The sequence below is a fragment of the Pseudomonas danubii genome (assembly GCF_042980055.1).
Taxonomy (GTDB): Bacteria; Pseudomonadota; Gammaproteobacteria; order Pseudomonadales; family Pseudomonadaceae; genus Aquipseudomonas; species Aquipseudomonas danubii.
Window position 1 is genome coordinate 4,246,653 of the sequence record NZ_CP116502.1, and the last position, 21,823, is coordinate 4,268,475.

General features: G+C 62.9%; 19 protein-coding genes. 12 read left to right on the forward strand and 7 right to left on the reverse strand.

Annotated features, from left to right (window positions below):
* Nucleotides 1-154: 154 nt before the first annotated feature.
* From PFZ56_RS19690 to PFZ56_RS19710, 5 genes are all read left to right on the forward strand, one after another.
* On the forward strand, nucleotides 155-1,204 hold the full coding sequence (locus PFZ56_RS19690; protein WP_170002447.1) for a YCF48-related protein: 1,050 nt from the start codon (nucleotides 155-157) through the stop codon (nucleotides 1,202-1,204).
* A gap of 32 nt (nucleotides 1,205-1,236) precedes the next feature.
* On the forward strand, nucleotides 1,237-3,612 hold the full coding sequence (locus tag PFZ56_RS19695; RefSeq protein WP_110595573.1) for an RND family transporter: 2,376 nt from the start codon (nucleotides 1,237-1,239) through the stop codon (nucleotides 3,610-3,612).
* Between the two features lie 216 nt (nucleotides 3,613-3,828).
* On the forward strand, nucleotides 3,829-4,122 hold the full coding sequence (locus PFZ56_RS19700; RefSeq protein WP_102865212.1) for a DUF5629 family protein: 294 nt from the start codon (nucleotides 3,829-3,831) through the stop codon (nucleotides 4,120-4,122).
* Complete coding sequence (locus PFZ56_RS19705; RefSeq protein WP_102879615.1) at nucleotides 4,109-5,284, forward strand: lactonase family protein; 1,176 nt, start codon at nucleotides 4,109-4,111, stop codon at nucleotides 5,282-5,284. The genes PFZ56_RS19700 and PFZ56_RS19705 overlap by 14 nt, the downstream gene beginning before the upstream one ends.
* Before the next feature lie 155 nt (nucleotides 5,285-5,439).
* Nucleotides 5,440-5,619 carry a hypothetical protein gene (locus PFZ56_RS19710; RefSeq protein ID WP_102865210.1) on the forward strand — a complete coding sequence of 60 codons (180 nt, stop codon included), beginning with the start codon at nucleotides 5,440-5,442 and terminating at the stop codon, nucleotides 5,617-5,619.
* Nucleotides 5,620-5,797: 178 nt separating this feature from the next.
* Here PFZ56_RS19710 and PFZ56_RS19715 read toward each other — a convergent pair whose 3' ends face one another.
* Genes PFZ56_RS19715 through PFZ56_RS19725 form a run of 3 tightly spaced genes read right to left on the reverse strand, consistent with a single transcriptional unit; the run spans nucleotide 5,798 to nucleotide 8,259 of the window.
* The gene (locus PFZ56_RS19715; RefSeq protein WP_080963096.1) at nucleotides 5,798-6,277 is read right to left on the reverse strand and encodes a YbaK/prolyl-tRNA synthetase associated domain-containing protein; all 480 of its coding nucleotides are present in this window, start codon (nucleotides 6,275-6,277) and stop codon (nucleotides 5,798-5,800) included.
* 16 nt (nucleotides 6,278-6,293) lie between these two features.
* The gene (locus tag PFZ56_RS19720; protein WP_102865209.1) at nucleotides 6,294-7,052 is read right to left on the reverse strand and encodes a TSUP family transporter; all 759 of its coding nucleotides are present in this window, start codon (nucleotides 7,050-7,052) and stop codon (nucleotides 6,294-6,296) included.
* 4 nt (nucleotides 7,053-7,056) lie between these two features.
* Complete coding sequence (locus tag PFZ56_RS19725) at nucleotides 7,057-8,259, reverse strand: TauD/TfdA family dioxygenase (protein WP_222933700.1); 1,203 nt, start codon at nucleotides 8,257-8,259, stop codon at nucleotides 7,057-7,059.
* Between PFZ56_RS19725 and PFZ56_RS19730 the strand changes: the two genes are divergently transcribed.
* Together PFZ56_RS19730 and PFZ56_RS19735 are read left to right on the forward strand one after the other, a co-directional pair.
* Nucleotides 8,253-9,203, forward strand: coding sequence for a LysR family transcriptional regulator (locus tag PFZ56_RS19730; protein ID WP_170002445.1), 951 nt, complete (start codon nucleotides 8,253-8,255; stop codon nucleotides 9,201-9,203). The two genes, PFZ56_RS19725 and PFZ56_RS19730, sit on opposite strands and share 7 nt — an antisense overlap.
* Before the next feature lie 58 nt (nucleotides 9,204-9,261).
* Nucleotides 9,262-9,387 (forward strand): hypothetical protein, encoded by a 126-nt coding sequence (locus tag PFZ56_RS19735; RefSeq protein WP_016965043.1) that lies wholly within the window; start codon nucleotides 9,262-9,264, stop codon nucleotides 9,385-9,387.
* A 72-nt stretch (nucleotides 9,388-9,459) separates the two neighbouring features.
* Here the strand turns inward: PFZ56_RS19735 and PFZ56_RS19740 are convergent, their stop codons facing one another.
* The gene (locus PFZ56_RS19740) at nucleotides 9,460-12,558 is read right to left on the reverse strand and encodes an efflux RND transporter permease subunit (protein ID WP_102879612.1); all 3,099 of its coding nucleotides are present in this window, start codon (nucleotides 12,556-12,558) and stop codon (nucleotides 9,460-9,462) included.
* A 10-nt stretch (nucleotides 12,559-12,568) separates the two neighbouring features.
* The gene (locus PFZ56_RS19745) at nucleotides 12,569-13,723 is read right to left on the reverse strand and encodes an efflux RND transporter periplasmic adaptor subunit (protein WP_102879611.1); all 1,155 of its coding nucleotides are present in this window, start codon (nucleotides 13,721-13,723) and stop codon (nucleotides 12,569-12,571) included.
* A gap of 202 nt (nucleotides 13,724-13,925) precedes the next feature.
* Here PFZ56_RS19745 and PFZ56_RS19750 point away from each other — a divergent pair, with 202 nt between their 5' ends.
* From PFZ56_RS19750 to nudC, 4 genes are all read left to right on the forward strand, one after another.
* Entirely contained in the window at nucleotides 13,926-14,627 is a 702-nt protein-coding gene (locus PFZ56_RS19750) for a response regulator transcription factor (protein ID WP_102865204.1), read from the forward strand.
* Between the two features lie 4 nt (nucleotides 14,628-14,631).
* Entirely contained in the window at nucleotides 14,632-15,936 is a 1,305-nt protein-coding gene (locus PFZ56_RS19755) for an ATP-binding protein (protein WP_102879609.1), read from the forward strand.
* A 273-nt stretch (nucleotides 15,937-16,209) separates the two neighbouring features.
* Nucleotides 16,210-17,022, forward strand: coding sequence for a crotonase/enoyl-CoA hydratase family protein (locus PFZ56_RS19760; protein WP_102865202.1), 813 nt, complete (start codon nucleotides 16,210-16,212; stop codon nucleotides 17,020-17,022).
* A gap of 6 nt (nucleotides 17,023-17,028) precedes the next feature.
* Nucleotides 17,029-17,859 (forward strand): NAD(+) diphosphatase, encoded by an 831-nt coding sequence (nudC, locus tag PFZ56_RS19765; RefSeq protein WP_102865201.1) that lies wholly within the window; start codon nucleotides 17,029-17,031, stop codon nucleotides 17,857-17,859.
* Here the strand turns inward: nudC and PFZ56_RS19770 are convergent.
* On the reverse strand, nucleotides 17,827-18,606 hold the full coding sequence (locus tag PFZ56_RS19770; protein WP_011061548.1) for a TSUP family transporter: 780 nt from the start codon (nucleotides 18,604-18,606) through the stop codon (nucleotides 17,827-17,829). The genes nudC and PFZ56_RS19770 overlap by 33 nt on opposite strands.
* 321 nt (nucleotides 18,607-18,927) lie before the next feature.
* The gene (locus PFZ56_RS19775) at nucleotides 18,928-20,163 is read right to left on the reverse strand and encodes an acyl-CoA dehydrogenase family protein (RefSeq protein ID WP_170002443.1); all 1,236 of its coding nucleotides are present in this window, start codon (nucleotides 20,161-20,163) and stop codon (nucleotides 18,928-18,930) included.
* A 375-nt stretch (nucleotides 20,164-20,538) separates the two neighbouring features.
* On the opposite strand from PFZ56_RS19775, the gene sfnG reads away from it, so the two are divergent.
* Nucleotides 20,539-21,633: a dimethylsulfone monooxygenase SfnG gene (gene sfnG, locus PFZ56_RS19780; RefSeq protein ID WP_170002441.1), complete on the forward strand. Its 1,095-nt coding sequence runs from the start codon at nucleotides 20,539-20,541 to the stop codon at nucleotides 21,631-21,633.
* Nucleotides 21,634-21,823 lie beyond the last annotated feature (190 nt).

Sequence of the window (21,823 nt, forward strand, 5' to 3'; positions counted from 1 at the left end):
AGACCTTTCCAAAGCCCGATAGGATAGCCCGCAGCCGAAGGGGCTCTAGAGTGCAGGTTTCAGGACGATCTTCACGGTCGGTCCAGGCATCGAAAACCCCTGAAGGCGCCCTGAGAGGTCAAATGACCTGACAATAATAATGGGGGAATGGTCTATGAGTGAGCCTGTCATGGGTGTAGTTGTTGGCCGCCCGCCGGCGCTGCGCACGTTCGCATTGCTGGCTACAGCGCTCTCGCTGTTGGGTGTCGTGACGCTGTCGACACCGGTCCTGGCCGCTGCCACCGCAGCGGATACTGTCTATTCCATCGAATCGCCCAAGGCGGCGAAAAGCCTGATGCTCGATGTGGTCCACGCCGGCACGCGCCTGGTGGCAGTGGGCGACCGCGGGCACATTCTCTATTCCGACGATCAGGGAGCGTCCTGGGTGCAGGCCAAGGTGCCCACCCGGCAACTGCTGACCGCGGTGTATTTTGTCGATGACCAGCACGGCTGGGCGGTGGGCCACGATGCCCAGGTCCTGGCCAGCACCGATGGCGGTGTCACCTGGAGTCGGCAGTTCCAGGACCTCAAGCGTGAAGCGCCCTTGCTCGATGTCTGGTTCAAGGACACCCGCAACGGCTACGCCGTCGGTGCCTATGGCGCCTTGCTGGAAACCACCGACGGTGGCCAGCACTGGGAAGACGTCAGCGATCGCCTGGACAACGAAGACCAGTTCCACCTCAACGCCATTGCCCAGGTCAAGGATTCCGGACTGTTCATCGTCGGCGAGCAGGGCAGCCTGTTCCGCTCCGCCGATGACGGGCAGACCTGGGAACGCCTCGAAGGCCCCTATGAAGGCTCGCTGTTCGGCGTGATCGCTACCGGCCAGCCGGCGACCCTGCTGGTGTTCGGCCTGCGGGGCAATCTCTATCGTTCCACGGATTTCGGCAACACTTGGGAGCAGGTGGAGTTGAACGCTGCCCGTGGCGCCCTGGAGTTCGGCCTGTCGGGTGCTACCTTGCTGGACGACGGCTCGCTGGTGATCGTCGGCAACGGTGGCAGCGTGATCCGCAGTACCGACCACGGCCAGACCTTCAGCGTATTCAACCGCGCTGACCGCCTCTCGCTGTCGGCGGTGACCGCTGCCGGCAATGGCAAGCTGATCCTGGCCGGGCAGGGCGGGGTGCGGATCTCTGCGGCAACCGGCGCTGACGTCGGCAAATAAGCCGGGCACATAATAAGAAGGTGGGGAATTCCATGAGCAGTCATCACCAGGACAAGGCGAACTTTCTCGAACGCCTGATTTTCAACAACCGCCCGGCAGTGATCTTCATTTGCCTCTTGGTCAGCGCTTTTCTGTTCTGGCAGGCGACCCTGATTCGGCCTTCCACCAGTTTCGAAAAGATGATCCCGCTCAAGCACCCGTTCATCGAGCGGATGATGGAGCACCGCAATGACCTGGCCAACCTGGGCAACACCGTGCGTATCTCGGTGGCGGCCCGCGACGGCGACATCTTCACCCAGGAGTACATGGAGACCCTGCGGCAGATCAACGACGAGGTGTTCTACATCTCTGGCGTCGATCGCTCCGGGCTCAAGTCGCTGTGGAGCCCCAGCGTGCGCTGGACCGAGGTGACCGAAGAAGGTTTCGCCGGTGGCGAGGTGATTCCCCAGAGCTATAACGGCTCGCCCGAAAGCCTCGACCAGTTGCGCAACAACGTCCTCAAGTCCGGCCAGGTCGGGCGCCTGGTGGCCAACGATTTCAAATCCAGCATCGTCGACATCCCGTTGCTGGAGTCCTACCCGGACCCTCAGGACCAGGGCAAGCTGCTGGCCCTGGACTACCAGAAGTTCTCCCACCAGCTGGAAGAAAAGATCCGCGACAAGTTCGAAGCGCAGAACCCCAATGTGAAGATCCACATTGTCGGTTTCGCCAAGAAGGTCGGCGACCTGATCGATGGCCTGATCATGGTGGTGATGTTCTTCGGCGTGGCCTTCATCATCACCTTGGTGCTGCTGTACTGGTTCACCTGGTGCATCCGCAGCACCATCGCGGTGCTGATCACCACCCTGGTGGCGGTGGTCTGGCAGCTGGGGCTGATGCATGCCTTCGGCTTTGGCCTGGACCCGTACTCGATGCTGGTGCCGTTCCTGATCTTCGCCATCGGCATCTCCCACGGGGTGCAGAAGATCAACGGCATCGCCCTGCAGTCCAGTGACGCCGACAACGCCCTGACCGCGGCGCGGCGGACCTTCCGCCAACTGTTCCTGCCGGGGATGATCGCCATTCTCGCCGACGCCGTGGGCTTCATCACTTTGCTGATCATCGACATCGGGGTGATCCGCGAGCTGGCCATCGGTGCCTCCATCGGTGTGGCGGTGATCGTGTTCACCAACCTGATCCTGCTGCCAGTGGCGATTTCCTACGTCGGCATCAGCAAGCGCGCCATCGAACGCAGCAAGAAGGATGCCTCCCGCGAGCATCCGTTCTGGCGCCTGCTGTCGAATTTTGCCAGCCCCAAAGTGGCACCGATCTCCATCGCCCTGGCCCTAGTGGCCTTTGGCGGCGGCCTCTGGTACAGCCAGAACCTGAAGATCGGCGACCTCGACCAGGGCGCGCCGGAGCTGCGTCCCGACTCGCGCTACAACAAGGACAACAACTTCATCATCAGCAACTACTCCACCAGCTCCGACGTTTTGGTGGTGATGGTCAAGACCGCATCCGAAGGTTGCTCGCGCTATGAGGCCATGGCCCCCATCGACGAGCTGATGTGGAAGATGCAGAACACCGAGGGCGTGCAGTCGGCGATCTCCCTGGTGACTGTGTCCAAGCAGATGATCAAGGGCATGAACGAGGGCAACCTGAAATGGGAAACCCTGTCGCGCAACCCCGATGTGCTCAACAACTCCATTGCCCGGGCCGACGGCCTGTACAACAACAACTGCTCCCTGGCGCCGGTGCTGGTGTTCCTCAATGACCACAAGGCCGCGACCTTGGACCGCGCGGTGCATGCGGTGCAGGAATTCGCCGCGCAGCACAACAAGGATGGCCTGGAGTTCATCCTCGCCGCCGGCAACGCCGGGATCGAGGCGGCTACCAACGAAGTGATCAAGGAGTCCGAGCTGACCATCCTGATCCTGGTGTACATCTGTGTGGCCGGCATGTGCATGATCACCTTCCGCTCCTGGGCGGCGACCCTGTGCATCGTCCTGCCGCTGGTGCTGACCTCGGTGCTGGGCAACGCGTTGATGGCCTTCATGGGCATCGGCGTCAAGGTCGCGACCTTGCCGGTGGTGGCGCTGGGGGTGGGCATCGGGGTCGACTACGGCATCTATATCTACAGCCGTCTGGAAAGCTTCCTGCGTGCCGGACTGCCGTTGCAGGAGGCTTACTACCAGACCCTGCGTTCCACCGGCAAGGCGGTGCTGTTCACCGGCCTGTGCCTGGCCATCGGCGTGTGCACCTGGATCTTCTCGGCGATCAAGTTCCAGGCCGACATGGGCCTGATGCTGACATTCATGCTGCTGTGGAACATGTTCGGCGCCCTGTGGCTGCTGCCGGCCCTGGCGCGGTTCCTGATCAAGCCGGAGAAGCTGGCGGGGCAGAAGGGCAACTCGCTGTTCGCTCACTGATCCAGGCGTTTTGAACACTCAGCCGCGCCCTCGGGCGCGGCTTTTTCATGCCTGCTCCCAGGGCATGAACAGGCTGGCGCCGCAGGGCATGGCCAGACCCCTTCGACAGTGCCCGCAGGCCGCACCGGCGGCGAGTGATGACTGGACGCAATACGGGCCCGATCCTTGGGCGCCGATCAGCTATGATTGCGCCTTTCCAATTGATGATTGATTGCTATGACCGCTGCTACCGACACCTTGCTCACCGCCCTTGAAGCCTGCGACATGCTGGAAATCGACGGCCTGCACGCCTTCGATTTCACCCTCGACGAGCAGCGCCTGCTGATCGAGTGCATGGATGGCCGTGCCGCCAAGCGCTGGAGCTTTACCCTGGCCCAGGTGCAGGCCGCGACTTTTGATCAGGCGCTGCAGAGCTGGACCCTGGTCGCTGATTCCGGCGAGCACCGCCTGGTGTGCATGAGCGCGTTCAGTGCCCGCGACGAAGAGGAGAGTGAGCATGAAGATGCGTAATTTCTGGCCGCTATTGATGGCCGGCAGTGTCGGTGCCATGGCGGTCCAGGCCGCGCCGGCAGAGACCCAGGAACTGCTGGTGGGTTCCTACACCCAAGGGCAGAGCCAGGGCCTGTATCGCCTGCGTTTCAACGAGGGGACCGGGCGGATCGATGCCAAGCCGTTGCAAGTGGTGAAGAGCTCCAACCCGTCCTGGCTGACCCTCTCCAAGGACCAGAAATTCGTCTTTGTGGTGAATGAAAACAGCCCGGGGCAGGTTGACCCCATCGGTCGTGTCAGCAGCTACAGCCTGGCGCCCAAGACCCATCAACTGAACCTGATCAACCAGGTGCAGAGCCAGGGCAACGAGCCTACTCACTCCAGCCTGAGCGCCGACGGCAACTACCTGTTCGTCAGCAACTATTCGGTGGACGTGGACCCGGGTGGCAGCCTGGCGGTGGTGCCGGTCAGCGCCGACGGCCATCTGTCGCCGGTGGTGCAGCTCACCAGCCATCCGGGCAGCCGGGTCGATCCCGAGCGCCAGCAGTCGGCCCACGTGCATTCGTCGGTGTCGTCCCCGGACGGCCAGTTCGTGTTCGCCAACGACCTGGGGGCAGACAAGATCTTTGTCTACCGCTACGACCCCAAGGCCAATCCGGAACACCCGCTGACGCCCGCCGAACCGGCCTTTGTCCAACTGCCCCCAGGCAGTGGTCCGCGCCACTTGCTGTTCAGTGCCGATGGCAAGCGTGCCTACCTGACCCTGGAGATGAGCGCCCAGGTGGCGGTCTTTGACTATCAGGACGGCAAGCTGACCCAGCGTCAGTTGCTGGATCTGGCGGCCAATGGCTCCAAGGAGAAAAAGGCCGCCGCGGCCCTGCATGCCTCCAAGGACGGCCAGTACCTGTATGTCAGTAACCGTGGCACGGCCAACCAGTTGCTGGTGTTCGCCATCGACCCGAGCAACGGCCAGCTCAAGGAGATCCAGCGCCGTTCCGTGGAAGGCGATCACCCGCGGGAGTTCAGCCTCGATCCGAGCAACCGCTACGTGCTGATCGGCAACCAGAAAAGCAATGAAATCGTGGTGATCGAACGTGACGCCAAGACCGGTTTCCTCGGCAAGACGGTGCAGAAACTGCCCTTCGAAGCCCCCAGCGACATCAAGTTCCTGGTGCGTCAATAGACCGCAGGCCCCGGTATCCGGGGCCTGACTGCTTCTATCAATCACGCTGATAATAGCTACTGCCGCAAAGCATTTTTTCCCGCCAACCCTCGGGAGTAAGTTTGCTCAACAGCCCACACGGGCAAGCAAGCCAACTGAATCCGAGGGTTATACCGATGAACTTCAATCTCTTCTCCGTGATCGCAGCCTCCGCCATTTCCGCCAGCGTGGCCCTGCCAGCCAGCGCCAACGTGGAAATCAGCCGCAAGACATCCTCCACCAACACCTACACCCAGAAGTACCTGCAACAAAGCGCCAACTTCTACGCCGCCCTGGATCACAAGAGCCACGGCTGATCGGCTAGCGTTACGCCTGTGCTGGCTAGCCACCTGGCATGTCCTGCGCGATATCTACGTTGCCCCGTAGCCTCTGAGTTCCTCACACGATTTGCGCCCAAGCCGGCATGGCTTGCCGACCTTGCGATCGACAAGCTCTGCTTCATGTCATAGGGGAGGGCGCAAGGGGAAGGTTTGCTCAGGCCTGGCTGATGTCCAGCAATCGAGGCATGGCAATCGCCAGATAATCCTGCGTATCGAGCACCATCGACGCATCCAGCCGCCCCGCGTTGAAGGCTATTTCTGCGTAGCCTGTGGTCAAGGCCGGATCGACGATCAATTGAATCCGCTCATCGAAAACAAAAGGAGGGATGGCGCCGATCCGGCACCCGGTCAGCTCCATGGCGGTTTCGGCCTTCACCAGCTCGGCTTTTTTCCCGCCCAGGGCCGCTCCGACTTTCTTCATGTCCAGCTTCTGGTCGCCCGGCAGTATCACCAGGGCATAGGGTCCGGGCTGCCCCTTGAGGGAGCAAAGCATGGCCTTCGCGCCTTGGCCGGGCTCGGTGCCACGGATTTCGGCGACGCGCGCCGACTGGCCCTCGGCATCGTGCATCAACACCCGGTAGGAGGCTGAGCGGGCATCGAGCAGTGCCACGAGGCGATCGAACATCGGATGCATGTAGTTTTCCTCTGGTTTACAGGAGCATGTCGTAGGACAGTTTGCTGATCAGAATCACCAGCAACACCAGGAATAGAGCCCGGACAAAGGGCACGCCCTTATGAACGGCCAGCCAGGTGCCAGTGAGCGCGCCCAGGATGTTGAATGCCGCCATGGGAATTGCGATCAGGTAGAGCACGTTGCCCGTTGGGATGAAGAACATGAGTGCCGCTACGTTGGTCGCGATGTTCACCAGCTTGGCCGACGCCGAGGCATGCAGAAAGTCGAAGGCGAAGCAGCGGATGAACAGGAAGATCAGGAAGCTGCCAGTGCCGGGACCGAACAGGCCATCGTAGAAACCGATGGCGCCGCCGATGACGATCGCCAGCAGTTTTTCCTTGGTACCGATGCGCATGGGTTTGTGCAGGGCGCCGAAATCTTTCTTCCAGAAGGTGTAGATCGCCATCAGTACAATCAACACCAGCACCGCCGGCCGGATCATCGACTGAGGTACGAACGACACCGTGGCGGCGCCGAAGAAGGCCATGACAAAGGCCGCGCAGGCGGCGGGGATCACAAGCCCCCAGTTGATCACCACCTTGCGCACGAAGGATCGGGCCGCGAATGCGGTGCCGCAGGCGGCCGCGACTTTGTTGGTACCCAGCAGCGCCGCCGGTTGAGCGGTGGGGAGCACGTTGAATAGCGCGGGAATCTGGATCAGTCCGCCGCCACCCACCGCCGCATCGATCAGGCCGGCGGCGAAGGCGAACACGCAAAGGATGACAATATCGACCATGAAATCAGGCTCTGCCTATGTAGGGTTGATGAGGGGCCAGCGGCACCACGCGTGCCGGATCATTGACCCCGAAGACCCGCAACATCCAGCGATCACGGCCGTCGTAGCGGGGTGTAAAACCATCCCGGGCATGCAGGGTTTGCTGGTTCTTGAAGATCAGCATGTCCCCTGGTTGCAGCAGTATGTGGTGCACGACATCGGGATGATCGGCGGCGGCGGCGAACAGTTGGAGGGCAAACTGCGCATTGGCGCAGGTCGCTTCGACACTCGCTTTGTTGTAGCGGCAATACAGGTCACCGGTTGCGCTTCTGTACAGCAAGGGGACGTTTTCCAGCACATTCCCCTGTTTGCCGAAGGAGGCCGGTCGGCGAACGGTGAAGTTCGGTCGTAACAATTCCTCTTCGACACAGGCCGGCAGAATGGCCAGCACCTCGTCAATGGCGACGATGCGCGTCGGCACATCGAGCTCGCAGCGCAGGCCGGTCAGGGACAGGTACTCCGGACAGGCCGACAACTGCGAGACGGGTTCGCAGGTCAAAGGCAGGTGAGGGTTGTCGACGTGCATGCCCAGGTCCGCGCGCGAGCCATAGGAGCTCTTTTCGGTCTCTCGCTTGTGCTTGGGCGATACGTGACGGAACACGGTGTCGTTGCTTTCACCCTCGTAGGCCAGTGGACGGGTTTGCAGGGTTTGCAGCACGGACAAGATAGCCCCGGCCAGCGTTGATACGTTCTCGATACCCGGCTCCAGGTCATAGGGCGTGGCCGGCAGTTGCGGGTCCAGCGGCAGCCCCCTGACGATCATCGCCACGTCACGGGCCTGTGGAAAATTGCGTAGCTGCTGGATTTTCTCCGGGCACAGGGCACTTTCCAGCAGTCGCCCCAGGGCCGGCATGTGGCGGATACCCGAGGCACTATCGGTCACGTCCAGCGCTGCCAGACCGGCCTGAAGTGTGCGTTGTTCTTCGAGCGACAGATGAATTTGCGGTATCTCCCGTCGGATCGAAGTCACTGATTTTTTTTCCAGCCATTCATGAGTGACTTCATCAACACAAGCTGCGGCTTTCCCGATTACTTCATCCAGCTTTGACACGTCCTTGCGCTCCTGTTTGCCCCATCCTTGTGGGTTGAGCGGGAAGGTTAACGGAAGGGCCTTTTTTTGTGTTGCAATGCCGCGTTGTGAAAAATGCAATGAGGTGGACAGTGGCATTGAATATGTTGGGGGAACTTGAAGCCTTCGCGACCGTGGCTCGCAAGCGCAGCTTCGTCGCCGCGGCACGGACGCTGGGGCGCTCCCCCAGCGCACTGACCCGTGCCGTTCAAGCCCTGGAGGAAAGTGTGGGGCTCAAGTTGTTCAATCGCTCCTCCAATGCCGTGAGCTTGACCGAAGCGGGTGAATGCTTATTGCCCCACGCGTACAAAATGCTCGACCTGCAACGTGAGGTCGATGAAGACCTGTCCGGTCTCAGCGGCCTGGCCTCCGGCTGGATCCGTTTTTCCGCCCCCGAGTTTCTCGGACAAGGGGTATTGCCCCGGTTGATCGCGCAATACTGCGAGCGTTATCCAGACGTTAATGTCGATGTGATTTTCACCGATGAGATCATCGACCCGGCCAAGAGCAAGCTGGACTTCTCGATTCGCGGCGCGTTTCCACAATCCAGCGACTTGATCGGCTTTGCGCTCTGGAGTTACTCACGTTATCTGTACGCCAGCCCCGGCTACCTGGAGCGCAACGGCATGCCCGAGTCCATCGAGGCACTGGAGTCGCATTCGCTGATCCTGCATACGGCGCCACGGATTCTCAAGGAGTGGAATTTTCGCAGTGAGGAGCAGGCCATCAGCTTTCGGGTTCACCCCAAATTTCGTTTCAGCTCCGGTCTGGCGGTATTCCAGGCAGCCCTGGCGGGCGTCGGGATCGCCCGCTTGGCGGATTGGATGGCGGAGCCCGAAGTGGCAGCGGGGCGCCTGCTCCGGGTTTGTCCTGAGTACAAGCTCACCTCCAGCAGCGGTGAGAGCCCACAGATGCACGCGGTGTACCCGGCCGGAAATTTGCCGCTGCGGGTGAAGGCATTGCTGGAGATGATCCGCGACTTAGGTGAAAGCCTCGAATGTAAACGCGGCTCAGCACAAATTATGCTTGGCAGTGGCACATAGCCATGTGTTTAAATTTGACGCTGAATTATTGACTCTTTCCCGAGCAAGGATCGAAAGCATGCTGACGCGTCTGGCTGTGGTTCTGCTGTTGCTCTATTCCACCCCCATCCTGTCTTCTGCCCAGCCTGTGGAAGGCGAGCCAGAGACCTCTCGCGAGCGTTTGACCAGCCTGTTGCAGGACTGACGTTCGAGGCTGGATTGAGCGTGGCAATCAAGGAAGGAACGGGTCCCGGAATCGGGACCCGTTTGTCTGGGTTCAGTCCTTGGACGAACCGCGTTTTACCAGTTTCATGACCACCACGAAGAACACCGGGACGAAGATCACCGCCAGGGTCGCGGTGATCATGCCGCCGATCACCCCGGTGCCGATGGCCTGCTGGCTGGCGGAACTGGCGCCGGTGGCAATGGCCAGGGGCACCACGCCGAGGATGAAGGCCAGGGACGTCATGACGATCGGCCGCAGACGCAGGCGTGCTGCCTGCACCGTGGCGTCGATCAGGTCGTGGCCTTCGTCGTACAGGCTCTTGGCGAACTCGATGATCAGGATCGCGTTCTTCGCCGACAGGCCAATGATGGTGATCAGGCCGACCTTGAAGAACACGTCGTTGGGCATCCCGCGCAAGCTCACCGCCAGCACCGCACCCAGCACCCCCAGGGGCACCACCAGCAGCACCGAGGTCGGAATCGACCAGCTCTCGTAGAGCGCCGCCAGGCACAGGAACACGATCAGCAGCGACAGGCCCAGCAACAGCGGCGCCTGACTGCCCGAGAGGCGTTCCTGCAGCGACAGACCGGTCCACTCCAGGCCCAGGCCGGCGGGCAACTGGCTCACCAGTCGCTCGACTTCCTGCATGGCTTCACCGGTGCTGTGGCCCGGAGCCGGTTCGCCGGAAATGGCAATCGCCGGGTAGCCGTTGTAGCGGGTCAGCTGGGCCGGCCCCAGGGTCCAGGTGGCGCGGACGAAAGCAGACAGCGGCACCATCTTGCCGGCGCTGTTGCGCACGTTCATCCGCAGCAGGTCCTCGACCTGGCTGCGTTGATCGCCTTCGGCCTGGACCACCACCCGCTGCATGCGTCCCTGGTTGGGGAAGTCGTTGATATAGGCCGAGCCCAGGGCCGTGGACAGCAGGTTGCCGATATCGGCGAAGGACACGCCCAGGGCGTTGGCCTGCTTGCGGTCGACTTCCAGTTGCACCTGGGGCGCTTCGGCCAGGGCGCTCTCGCGGACGTTGGCCAGGATCGGGCTCTTTTCCGTGGCAGCCAGCAGCTCGGTCCGGGCCTGCATCAGCGCGGCGTGGCCGACGCCGCCACGGTCCTGCAGACGGAATTCGAAGCCACTGGAGGTGCCCAGGCCGTCGATCGGCGGCGGCAGTACGGCGTACACCACGGCGTCCTTGATCGCACTCAGGGCGCCGTTGGCGCGGTCGGCAATGGCCATGGCCGAGTCGTCGCTGCCCCGTTGCGACCAGTCCTTGAGGGTGGTGAAGGCCAGGGCCGCGTTCTGTCCGCTCCCGGAGAAGCTGAAGCCGAGGATGATGGTGCTGTCGCCCACCCCCGGTTCGCCGGCGTTATGCGCCTCGATCTGTTCCACCACCTTGATCGTGCGGTTCTGGCTGGCCCCGGGCGGCAGCTGGATGTCGGTGATGGTGTAGCCCTGGTCTTCCACCGGGAGGAACGAGGAGGGCAGGCGGCTGAACAGCAGCGCCATGATCGCCAGCAGCGCGACGTAGATCAGCAAGTAGCGACCGGTGCGCTTGAGGGCATAGCTCACGCCGCCCTCGTAGCGGTTGCTCAGGCTTTCGAAACGCCGGTTGAACCAGCCGAAGAAACCGCTGCGTTCATGGTGTTCGCCCTTGGCAATAGGCTTGAGCAGGGTGGCGCACAGGGCCGGGGTCAGGGTCAGGGCGAGGAAGGCCGAGAACAGGATCGAGGTGGCCATGGACAGGGAGAACTGCTGGTAGATCACCCCCACCGAACCCGGCATGAAGGCCATGGGAATGAACACGGCGACCAGCACCAGGGTGATGCCGATGATGGCCCCGGTGATCTGCTTCATGGCCTTGCGCGTGGCTTCCTTGGGCGACAGGCCCTCGGTGGCCATGATCCGCTCGACGTTCTCCACCACCACGATGGCATCGTCCACCAGGATGCCGATGGCCAGCACCATGCCGAACATGGTCAGCACGTTGATGGAGAACCCCAGGGCCAGCATGGTGGCGAAGGTGCCCATCAGCGCCACCGGCACCACCAGGGTCGGGATCAGGGTGTAGCGGATGTTCTGCAGGAACAGGAACATCACCAGGAACACCAGGGCCATGGCTTCCATCAGGGTGTAGATCACTTTGGTGATCGAGACCTTGACGAAGGGTGAGGTGTCATAGGGGATCTTGTATTCCACGCCGGTGGGGAAGTAGCGCGACAGTTCGTCCATCTTGGCGCGGATCAGGGTCGCGGTATTCAGCGCGTTGGCCCCGGGGGACAGCTGCACGCCAACAGCGGTGGAGGGCTTGCCGTTCAGGCGTGTGCCGAACTGGTATTCCTGGCTGCCGACTTCCACCCGCGCCACATCGCCGATGCGCACCGTGGAGCCGTCGGGATTGGCCCGCAGGACAATGTCGGCGAACTCTTCCGGCGTGCTCAGCTGGCCCTTGACCAGGATGGTGGCGGTGATTTCCTGGCTCGACGGGTTGGGCAGATCGCCGATGCTGCCTGCCGGCACCTGGGCGTTTTGCGCGCTGATGGCGGCATTGACGTCCGCCGGGGTCAGGTTGAAACCGATCAGCTTCTGCGGGTCGAGCCAGATGCGCATGGCTCGCTCGGCGCCGTACAGCTGGGCCTTGCCAACCCCGTCCACGCGGCGGATCTCGTTCATCACGTTGCGCGCCAGGTAGTCGCTGAGGGCCACATCGTTGAGGCGCCCGTCATTGGAGGTCAGGGTGATCAGCAACAGGAAGCCGGCGGAGACTTTCTCCACCTGCAGGCCTTGCTGGGTCACGGCCTGGGGCAGGCGCGGCTCCACCGCCTTGAGGCGGTTCTGCACGTCCACCTGGGCCAGCTCCGGGTTGGTGCCGGGCTGGAAGGTGGCAGTGATGGTGGCGCTGCCCAGGCTGCTCTGGGAGGAGAAGTACAGCAGGTGGTCGGCACCGTTGAGCTCCTGCTCGATCAGGCTGACCACCGACTCGTCCAGGGTCTGCGCCGAGGCACCCGGATAGGCCGCGTATATCTCGATCTGCGGCGGTGCCACGGTGGGGTACTGCGCCACCGGCAGTTGGGGAATCGCCAGGGCGCCACCCAACAGGATGAAGAAGGCGACCACCCAGGCGAACACCGGGCGGTCAATAAAGAATTGCGGCATGTCGTACTACCTACTGGCCAGGATTCTGAGCGAGCGGAAGGGGCGTGTCGTCGATCTGCACCAGCTCGCCGGGACGGGCGTGCTGCAAGCCTTCGACGATGATGCGGTCACCGGGCTTGAGCCCTTCGGTGACGATCCAGCGGTCTTTCTGTACCCCGCCCAGTTGCACCGGGTGTTGCACCACACGGTTTTCGGCATTCACCAGCAACACCTGGGCGACGCCGGCGCTGTCACGCTGGATGGCCCGTTGCGGCACGCTGATGCCCTGCTGGTTGACGGCCTGCTCCAGGCGCACGCGCACGAAGCTGCCGGGCAACAGATCGAGGTCCGGGTTGGGGAACTCGCTACGCAGGATGATCTGCCCGGTGCTCGGGTCGACGCTGATGTCGGCGAACAGCAGTTTGCCGGGCAACGGATAGAGGCTGCCGTCGTCCTGGATCAGGGTGGCCTTGGCCTGGTCCTTGCCCACCTGTTGCAACTGCCCGGCCCGCAAGGCCCGGCGCAGTTCATTGAGCTCACGGGTGGATTGGGTCAGGTCGGCGTGGATCGGGTCCAGTTGCTGGATCAGCGCCAGAGGCGTGGTTTCGTTCTGGCCCACCAGGGCGCCTTCGGTCACCAGGGCGCGGCCGACGCGACCGGAAATCGGCGCGGTAACGGTGGCGAAGTCCAGATTGAGCCTGGCACGTTTGACTGCGGCCTGATTGGCCGCGACTTCGGCATCGGCCTGGCGCCGGGTCGCCCGGGCGTTGTCGTATTCCTGGCCGCTGATGGCCTGGTCGGCGATCAGCTTGGCAAAGCGTTGTTCCTGCAGGCGCGCCTGGAAGGCACTGGCCTCGGCCTTGCGCAGGTTGGCCCGGGCGCTGTCCAGGTCGGCCTGGAAGGGCGCCGGGTCAATGCGGAACAGCACGTCACCCTGCTTGACGTCGGAACCCTCGCGGAAGGTCCGTTGCAGCACCACCCCGGCCACCCGGGCACGGACTTCGGCGATCCGCGGTGCGGCGATGCGCCCGCTCAGTTCGCTGGTGATGGACAGGGCCTGGCTCTGGATCGTCTCGATCCGCACCGTGGCGGTCGGTGGTGTCTGTTCGCCCTCGGTTTGGCCGCAGGCGCTCAGCGCCCCTGCCAGAACCAACAGGCAGAGTGGCGCGAAGAGTTTATTCGACATGCTGATACCCCAATAATGACCTCGGCATGCTAAGGGCATGAGTCAAGGCCCGCTGTGAAGCTGTGTAGGTGCTGTGTGAAAAAGTGTGAAGCAGGCGCGCCCGGGCTGCCGCTGTTGTATATCCTTGGCGCCTCGCTGGTTGTAGCCGGTGCTCTATAAGAAACGCCGGTACTCTGTATTTCTTCAATAAAGACCTCAGCTCATGCCCAATATTCTTCTCGTCGAAGACGACTCCGCCCTCTCGGAACTGATTGCCAGTTATCTGGAGCGCAACGGCTATCAGGTCAGTGTGATCAGTCGTGGCGATCAGGTGCGGGAGCGGGCCAAGACCAATCCGCCGGACCTGGTGATCCTCGACCTGATGTTGCCGGGGCTGGACGGTTTGCAGGTCTGCCGTTTGTTGCGCGCCGACTCGGCGACTTTGCCGATCCTGATGCTGACCGCGCGCGATGATAGCCATGATCAGGTCCTGGGGCTGGAAATGGGCGCCGACGACTATGTGACAAAACCTTGCGAACCGCGAGTGCTGTTGGCACGGGTGCGTACCTTGTTGCGCCGCAGCAGCCTGAGTGAGCCGCAGACCGCCAGCGATCAGATCCTCATGGGCAACCTGTGCATCGACCTCTCCGAGCGCACCGTGACCTGGCGCGAGCAGTTGGTGGAACTGTCCAGCGGTGAGTACAACCTGCTGGTGGTGCTGGCCCGGCACGCCGGTGAAGTGCTCAGTCGCGACCAGATCCTCCAGCGCCTGCGGGGCATCGAGTTCAACGGCACCGATCGCTCGGTGGACGTGGCCATCTCCAAGTTGCGACGCAAGTTCGACGACCATGCCGGCGAGGCGCGCAAGATCAAGACCGTCTGGGGCAAGGGCTATCTGTTCAGCCGTTCCGAGTGGGAATGCTGAGTCCATGCTGCGCATCCTGATCCGGCTGTACCTGATCACCATCGTCGCCTTCAGCGCAGCGATCTACCTGATCCCCGACCTGGTGATCAAGGTCTTCCACGAGCGTTTCCTGGACTACAACCTGGATCAGTCCCGCGGGCTGCAGAGCTTGATCGTCAAGCAGTTTCGCGCCATGCCTGCGTCCCAGTGGCCGACCCTGGCCGAGGAAATGGACGAGGAGTTCCACCCGCTGCAGGTGGCTCTTGTGCGCATCGACGATGCGGACTTCAGCCTTTACGAACGTGAGCGCCTGGAACGCGGCGAGAAGGTCGTGCGCCTGGGAGACTGGGGCTGGCGCACACTGGCAGTGTCGCCGCTGGATGACCAGCTGGCGGTGAAGCTGGTGGTGCCGCCGGACCCTCTGGACGTCAACCTGCTGTACTGGAGCATCAACGTGCTGATCGTCGCGGTGCTGCTGGCCTGCCTGCTGCTTTGGGTCAGGCCCCACTGGCGCGATCTGGAGCGCTTGAAGCGCACCGCCGAGCGCTTCGGCAAGGGCCACTTGAGTGAACGCACGCAACTGCCCGGCAGCTCCAACATCGGCAGCCTGGCCCATGTCTTCGACACCATGGCCGGGGACATCGAGCAACTCCTGAACCAGCAGCGGGACTTGCTCAATGCGGTGTCCCACGAGTTGCGCACGCCTTTGACCCGACTGGATTTCGGCCTGGCCCTGGTGCTCTCCGACGATCTGCCTGCCGCCAGCCGCGAGCGTCTGCAAGGGCTGGTGGCGCATATTCGTGAACTGGATGAACTGGTGCTGGAGCTGCTGTCCTACAGCCGCCTGCAGAATCCGGCCTGCCTGCCGGAGCAGGTCGAGGTGTCGCTGGACGAGTTCATCGACAGCATCCTCGGCAGCGTCGACGATGAACTGGAATCGGACATCGTCATCGATGTCCTGCTGCACGGCACCCTGGAGCGTTTCACCCTGGACCCGCGGCTGACTGCCCGGGCCCTGCAGAACCTGCTGCGCAATGCCACCCGTTACTGTGAGAAACGCATTCAGGTGGGCGTGCTGGTCAGCGACGAGGGGTGTGAAATCTGGGTCGACGACGACGGCATCGGCATTCCTGACGACGAGCGCGAGCGGGTATTCGAACCCTTCTACCGCCTGGACCGCAGCCGCGACCGCGCCACCGGCGGATTCGGCCTGGGCCTGGCCATCAGCCGCCGCGCCCTGGAAGCCCAGGACGGCACCCTGACCGTGGAAGCCTCGCCCCTGGGGGGCGCGCGTTTTCGCCTGAGCCTGCCGCCCCCGACCACCCGCTGAACGGTGCCCACGGCCTTGTCGCCGCGGCCGAGCCTGCAAGGCTGCGATCGCCGACGCAGTCGGCGCAAAGCTGGAACAACGCGGCGTCTGCTCCAGCGTGCCCTCAGGGCCCGTTCGCAGCCTGCGGCAGCGGCTACACAAACCGGCGTGCCTTCAAGGGCGCGCGCCAGCCTGCGGCCAGTCCCGTTTTTGGCCAATGCGCTGCCTTACGGGGCGGCGCCGCCACTTGCTATAGTTCGGCCCTCATTTTCCGCCCAGTAAAGGATCACTGCCATGTCCGAATACCAAGCCTTTCGCGTCGAACTCGCTGACAACATCGCCCATGTGCAGATCAATCGGCCGGAAAAGATCAATGCCATGAACGCCGCGTTCTGGAGCGAGATCGTCGAGATCTTCCGCTGGATCGATGACACCGATGCGGTGCGGGTGGTGGTGCTCAGTGGCGCCGGCAAGCATTTTTCCTCAGGTATAGACCTGATGCTGCTGGCTGGCGTGGCCAACGAACTGGGCAAGGACGTGGGCCGCAACGCCCGTCTGCTAAGGCGCAAGATTCTCCAGTTGCAATCCTCCTTCACCGCCGTGGACAACTGCCGCAAGCCGGTGCTGGCGGCGATTCAGGGCTATTGCCTGGGGGGCGCCATCGACCTGATCAGCGCCTGCGACATGCGCTATGCCGCTGACGATGCCCAGTTCTCCATCAAGGAAATCGATATCGGCATGGCGGCGGATGTCGGCACATTGCAACGTTTGCCACGTATCATCGGCGACGGCATGCTGCGCGAGCTGGCCTACACTGGGCGCACCTTCGGTGCCGAGGAAGCGCGCAGCATCGGCCTGGTCAACCGCACCTACAGCGATGCCGCCAGCCTGCTGGACGGGGTCATGGAGATTGCCCGGGAGATTGCCGCCAAATCGCCGATCGCGGTCAGCGGCACCAAGGAAATGCTCAGCTACATGCGTGACCACCGGATCGATGACGGCCTGGAATATGTCGCCACCTGGAACGCCGCCATGTTGCAGTCCAACGACTTGCGTGTGGCCATTGCCGCCCACATGAGCAAACAGAAACCCGAATTTCTGGATTGATTGACGATGATTGCACGCTGGACCACTGCAGTACTCGACACCGACCTTCCTGGCGGCTGGGCCGTGGCCCGCGGCCCGGAAGGTTTTCTCCATGACGACAACGGCGCGCTGTTTCCGCGGCACTGGCTCAAGGGCCAGGACCTGCCGCTGCTGGCGGAACACGGCATCGGCCACCTCGATGGCGAGCCGGTGTACCTGCTGGAACTCAGTGGCCGCGCCGAGGTGCCGGGCTGTCGCTGGAAAAGCCTGCGAGCCTTCATGCTGGAGGGCGATCACACCCTGTACAAGGTCCTGGGCTACGCCGCACAGATCGGCACCTGGGCCCGGGAGCATCGCTTTTGCGGCAGTTGCGGCCGAGCCACGCGGCAAGTGCCGGGGGAGCGGGCAATGTATTGCGAGCCCTGCGATCTGCGGGCCTATCCGCGCATTTCACCGAGCATGATCGTGCTGATCACCCGGGGCGACGAGATTCTTCTGGCCCGCTCTCCGCGTTTCGTTACGGGTGTCTACAGCACCCTGGCCGGCTTTGCCGAGCCCGGTGAGTCGGCGGAGGATTGCCTGATCCGCGAGGTGCGGGAGGAGGTGAGCATCGAGGTCAGGAACATCCAGTACGTGGGCAGTCAGTGCTGGCCGTTCCCGCATTCGATGATGCTGGGCTTCCATGCCGAATACGCCGCTGGCGAGATCATCCCCCAGGAAGACGAGATCGAGGATGCCCAGTGGTTCAACGTGCACGCGCTGCCGCCGTTGCCGGCCTCGCGCTCGATTGCCCGCTACCTGATCGACCTCTATGTGGCGCGCCGTCTAGGCCACGCTGAACCAGTGCTGCCAGGCTAGGCGTACGGTCAACCCCAGGACCACGGTGATGAACACCGGGCGAATGAACTTGGCACCACCGCTGATGGCGGTGCGTGCGCCGAAGAACGCACCGACCATCACCGACAGGCCCATGCACAGGCCGATGATCCAGTCCACCTGCCCGGAGAACACGAACACCGACAGCGCTGCGATGTTGCTGACGAAGTTCATGCTGCGGGCCACGCCGCTAGCCTTGACCAGGTCGATGGGGTAGAGCAGCAGGCTGCTCACGGTCCAGAACGCCCCGGTGCCGGGCCCGGCCACGCCGTCATAGAAGCCCAGGCTGAAGCCCTGGCTCGATTGCCACTTCTTCTTGATCGGTGCGTCGCTGTCCAGCGGCGCCTTGGGGGTGCCGCCGAACAGCAGGTACAGGCCACAGGCGAAGACGATCACCGGCAGCATCTTGTTCAGCCACTCGGCCGGCAGGTAATGGGCGACGATGGCCCCGGTCAGCGCCCCCACCAGGGTGCCGACAATGGCGTGGGTCCATTGGCGGGGGTGGAACAGCTTGCGGCGATAGAAGGTGAAGCTGGCGGTGGCGGAACCGAAGGTCGAACTGAGCTTGTTGGTACCCAGGACCAAGTGCGGCGGCAGCCCGGCCGTCAGCAGGGCCGGCGTGGTGAGCAGCCCGCCGCCGCCAGCGATGGCGTCGATGAAACCGGCGATGAATGCTACGAGGGCGAGAATGGCGAGGGTGGTCAGGTCTACGCTGAGTTCGAAGGGCATGGATTCGGCTTATTGTTCGGCGGGAAGCGCAAAGGGGGCTGCGCGAAAGATCGCCATCTTACCTGCAACCCCGCCCGCTGCGCGACCGCCTCGACCTTGGTCTGATACCCCTATCGTAGGAGCCGGCTTGCCGGCGAGTGAGCCCCTGAGTCTTGCGCACGATCAGAGGGCGCCTTCGCTGGCAAGCCAGCTCCTACGGACGGCGCAGGGCCCGGAAAGCGTAGGAGCCGGCTTGCCGGCGAATGGGCCCTTGAGCCTTGTGGCACCACCGGAGGGCGCCTTCGCTGGCAAGCCAGCTCCTACGGACGGTGCAGGGAAGGGTCAGCGTTGCGGGCCGTTGCCGATCTGCCAGACAAAAGGCGGTTCGCTGCCGTTGATACGCCAGTCACCGACAATCCGCGCCTTGTAGATCACCGGGTTATGGGACGACACGGTCCGCGCATTGCGCCAATGCCGATCCAGGGCCTTGCCCTGGCGAATGTCCGAAGCCCCCAGGGCATTGAACAGTTCGCTGGTGGCGCGCTGGATCAGTTCGCTCACCACCACCTGGGCCGTGGCCGATTCGATTTCCGCGGCCACATTGGCTTCACGTTCCTTCACCTGATCCCCAGCAAAGCGCGCCAGGTACGCCCGTTGCGCCGGCGCTGCTGCCCGTACTGTCGCCGCCTCGGCGGCATACACCAGGGCTGCAATCTCGCCCACCACCTGCTGCACCTGGGCGTCTGCGCTGACCTGCGGTGCGTTGCCATGGCTGTAGATGCGTTTGCGCAACCGCACTTCGTGAGCCACATCGCGCAGCGCGGCGCGGCCGATCCCGGACAGGGTCGCCAGCAGCACCAGTTGATAGAAGGCGGTCTGGTATTTGAAGCGGGTGGCGAAGTCGATGATGTTCTCGGCCTCCACTTCGGCGTCGGTAAAGCGCGAGGTGCCACTGCCGGTGGTGCGCTGGCCGAAACCGTCCCAGTCATCGCTCTGCTGGATGCCGCTCTGGCGAGTCCTTACGGCGGCAATCACATCGCCGCCGGTATCGCTGCGCTGGGCGTAGACATCGATCCAGTCGGAGAAAATGCTGCCGGTGCTGTAGAACTTTTCGCCATTGAGGCGCCATTTTTCGCCGTCCGGCGTCACCTTGGTGATCACCTGACCAATCTCCACCGCGCCGATTTCAGTCCAGGCGCAGCCGACGATATCGCCCTCGACAAAACGCTTGAACCACAGGTCCCGGGCCGGGCCAGGGGGCGCATTGAGGCGATCCTCGGCAAAGGCGAAGTGCCCGCGCAGGGCCTGGGGTACATTGGCATCGGCCTCGGCCAGCTCGATCAGCAGTTGAAACAGCTGGGGCAGGGAGGCGCCGCCACCACCGTATTCCACCGGCACCCGCAGCGCGCCGAAGCCGGCCTCCTTGAGCCATTGGATAGGTTCATAAGGCAAGGTGCGGCTGTGCTCGCGCTCCACGGCACCGGCGGCGATCTTCTGGAAGATTGGCCGGAAGCGCTCGGCCAGGGCTTCGTAGTCGACGCCTACGGACAGCGGATTGATTACCTGATGTTCGGTCATGGTGTGGCTCCTGGGGCAGGCAGTAAAAAACAGTAGGTGTCGAAGCTGATTGCACACAGCATGCCGGAATCCCCAGTGCCGGTTTGCCTGGGCGCGGGCGGGGACGAGCATCCGGCAACTGTTGTCCGGGCAACAGTTGATCAACAAATCGGTTGATTGCAGGTTTTTTGGATGGCCTGTCGCAGCTGTTGCAAGTGGCGCTTGCAGGGGCAACGAAGTCGCCCCTGCAACCCTGGCAAGCCGCTGCGGGCCTGGTCCTGCGCCGCGGGCCTGTGCCTTGCCCGGGCTCCGGAACAAGGCTTGCGCTGGTGCTGTCGGGCGCTGGCACGCTTGCTGCTCTGGTCCTTGCACCTTAATCAGTCCGAGGACCGAACCATGAGTCAGCAAGCCGTCAAATTTGCGTATTGGGTGCCTAACGTCAGTGGCGGGCTGGTGGTGAGCAAGATCGAACAGCGCACCCACTGGGGCATCGACTACAACCGCAAGCTGGCGCAGATCGCCGAAGCGGCGGGCTTTGAATATGCCCTGACGCAGATCCGCTTCACCGCCGGTTACGGCGCTGAATACCAGCATGAGTCGGTGGCCTTCAGCCATGCGCTGTTGGCGGCAACCGACAAGCTCAAGGTGATCGCGGCGATCCTGCCCGGGCCCTGGCAACCGGCCCTGGCGGCCAAGCAACTGGCGACCATCGATCAACTGACCAACGGCCGCATCGCGGTAAACATTGTCAGCGGCTGGTTCAAGGGCGAGTTCCAGGCCATCGGCGAGCATTGGCTCGAACACGATGAGCGTTATCGCCGTTCCGAGGAGTTCATCCGTTCCCTGCGCGGGATCTGGAGCCAGGACCACTTCACCTTCAAGGGGGACTTCTATCGCTTCGACAATTACAGCCTCAAACCCAAGCCCCTGGGGCAACCGGAAATCTTCCAGGGCGGCAGTTCGCGGGCGGCTCGGGACATGGCCGCGAGGGTGTCGGACTGGTACTTCACCAATGGCAACAGCGTGGAGGGCATCAAGGCCCAGGTTGACGATATTCGTGCCAAGGCCGCCGCCAACCAGCATTCGGTGAAAGTCGGGGTGAATGCCTTTGTGATCGCCCGGGACACCGAGGAAGAAGCCCGGGCGGTGCTGGCGGAAATCATCGACAAGGCCGATCCGGAGGCGGTGAATGCCTTTGGCGATGCGGCCAAGCAGGCCGGCAAGGCCTCACCGGACGGTGAGGGCAACTGGGCCAAGTCCAGTTTCGAGGATCTGGTGCAATACAACGACGGCTTCAAGACCAACCTGATTGGCACCCCGCAGCAGATTGCCCAACGGATTGTCGCCTTGAAGGCGGTGGGGGTGGATCTGGTCCTGGCGGGCTTCCTGCATTTTCAGGAGGAGGTTGAGTATTTCGGCCAGCGCGTACTGCCGTTGGTGCGCGAACTGGAAGCCCAGGCCCTGCTCAAGGAGCAAGAAGCCGCAGCTTGAATGGCGTGTTGCTTGCCGGCGAAGAGGCCCGCAAGCCTTGCATCGCCCTCGAAGACGCCTTCACTGGCAAGCCAGCTCCTACGGGAAGGTGTTGTGCGAGGTTGCTTGTAGGAGCCGGCTTGCCGGCGAAAGGGCCCCTAGGTCTTGTGCAAGGCTTGAGGACGCTTTCGCTGGTAAGCCAGCTACTACA

Bases quoted from the DNA above. Each gene is read 5' to 3' on its own strand.
- PFZ56_RS19690 (WP_170002447.1), top strand. From the start codon at position 155: ATGAGTGAGCCTGTCATGGGTGTAGTTGTTGGCCGCCCGCCGGCGCTG.
- PFZ56_RS19695 (WP_110595573.1), top strand. From the start codon at position 1,237: ATGAGCAGTCATCACCAGGACAAGGCGAACTTTCTCGAACGCCTGATT.
- PFZ56_RS19700 (WP_102865212.1), top strand. From the start codon at position 3,829: ATGACCGCTGCTACCGACACCTTGCTCACCGCCCTTGAAGCCTGCGAC.
- PFZ56_RS19705 (WP_102879615.1), top strand. From the start codon at position 4,109: ATGAAGATGCGTAATTTCTGGCCGCTATTGATGGCCGGCAGTGTCGGT.
- PFZ56_RS19710 (WP_102865210.1), top strand. From the start codon at position 5,440: ATGAACTTCAATCTCTTCTCCGTGATCGCAGCCTCCGCCATTTCCGCC.
- PFZ56_RS19715 (WP_080963096.1), bottom strand. From the start codon at position 6,277: ATGCATCCGATGTTCGATCGCCTCGTGGCACTGCTCGATGCCCGCTCA.
- PFZ56_RS19720 (WP_102865209.1), bottom strand. From the start codon at position 7,052: ATGGTCGATATTGTCATCCTTTGCGTGTTCGCCTTCGCCGCCGGCCTG.
- PFZ56_RS19725 (WP_222933700.1), bottom strand. From the start codon at position 8,259: ATGCCACTGTCCACCTCATTGCATTTTTCACAACGCGGCATTGCAACA.
- PFZ56_RS19735 (WP_016965043.1), top strand. From the start codon at position 9,262: ATGCTGACGCGTCTGGCTGTGGTTCTGCTGTTGCTCTATTCCACCCCC.
- PFZ56_RS19740 (WP_102879612.1), bottom strand. From the start codon at position 12,558: ATGCCGCAATTCTTTATTGACCGCCCGGTGTTCGCCTGGGTGGTCGCC.
- PFZ56_RS19745 (WP_102879611.1), bottom strand. From the start codon at position 13,723: ATGTCGAATAAACTCTTCGCGCCACTCTGCCTGTTGGTTCTGGCAGGG.
- PFZ56_RS19750 (WP_102865204.1), top strand. From the start codon at position 13,926: ATGCCCAATATTCTTCTCGTCGAAGACGACTCCGCCCTCTCGGAACTG.
- PFZ56_RS19755 (WP_102879609.1), top strand. From the start codon at position 14,632: ATGCTGCGCATCCTGATCCGGCTGTACCTGATCACCATCGTCGCCTTC.
- PFZ56_RS19760 (WP_102865202.1), top strand. From the start codon at position 16,210: ATGTCCGAATACCAAGCCTTTCGCGTCGAACTCGCTGACAACATCGCC.
- nudC (WP_102865201.1), top strand. From the start codon at position 17,029: ATGATTGCACGCTGGACCACTGCAGTACTCGACACCGACCTTCCTGGC.
- PFZ56_RS19770 (WP_011061548.1), bottom strand. From the start codon at position 18,606: ATGCCCTTCGAACTCAGCGTAGACCTGACCACCCTCGCCATTCTCGCC.
- PFZ56_RS19775 (WP_170002443.1), bottom strand. From the start codon at position 20,163: ATGACCGAACATCAGGTAATCAATCCGCTGTCCGTAGGCGTCGACTAC.
- sfnG (WP_170002441.1), top strand. From the start codon at position 20,539: ATGAGTCAGCAAGCCGTCAAATTTGCGTATTGGGTGCCTAACGTCAGT.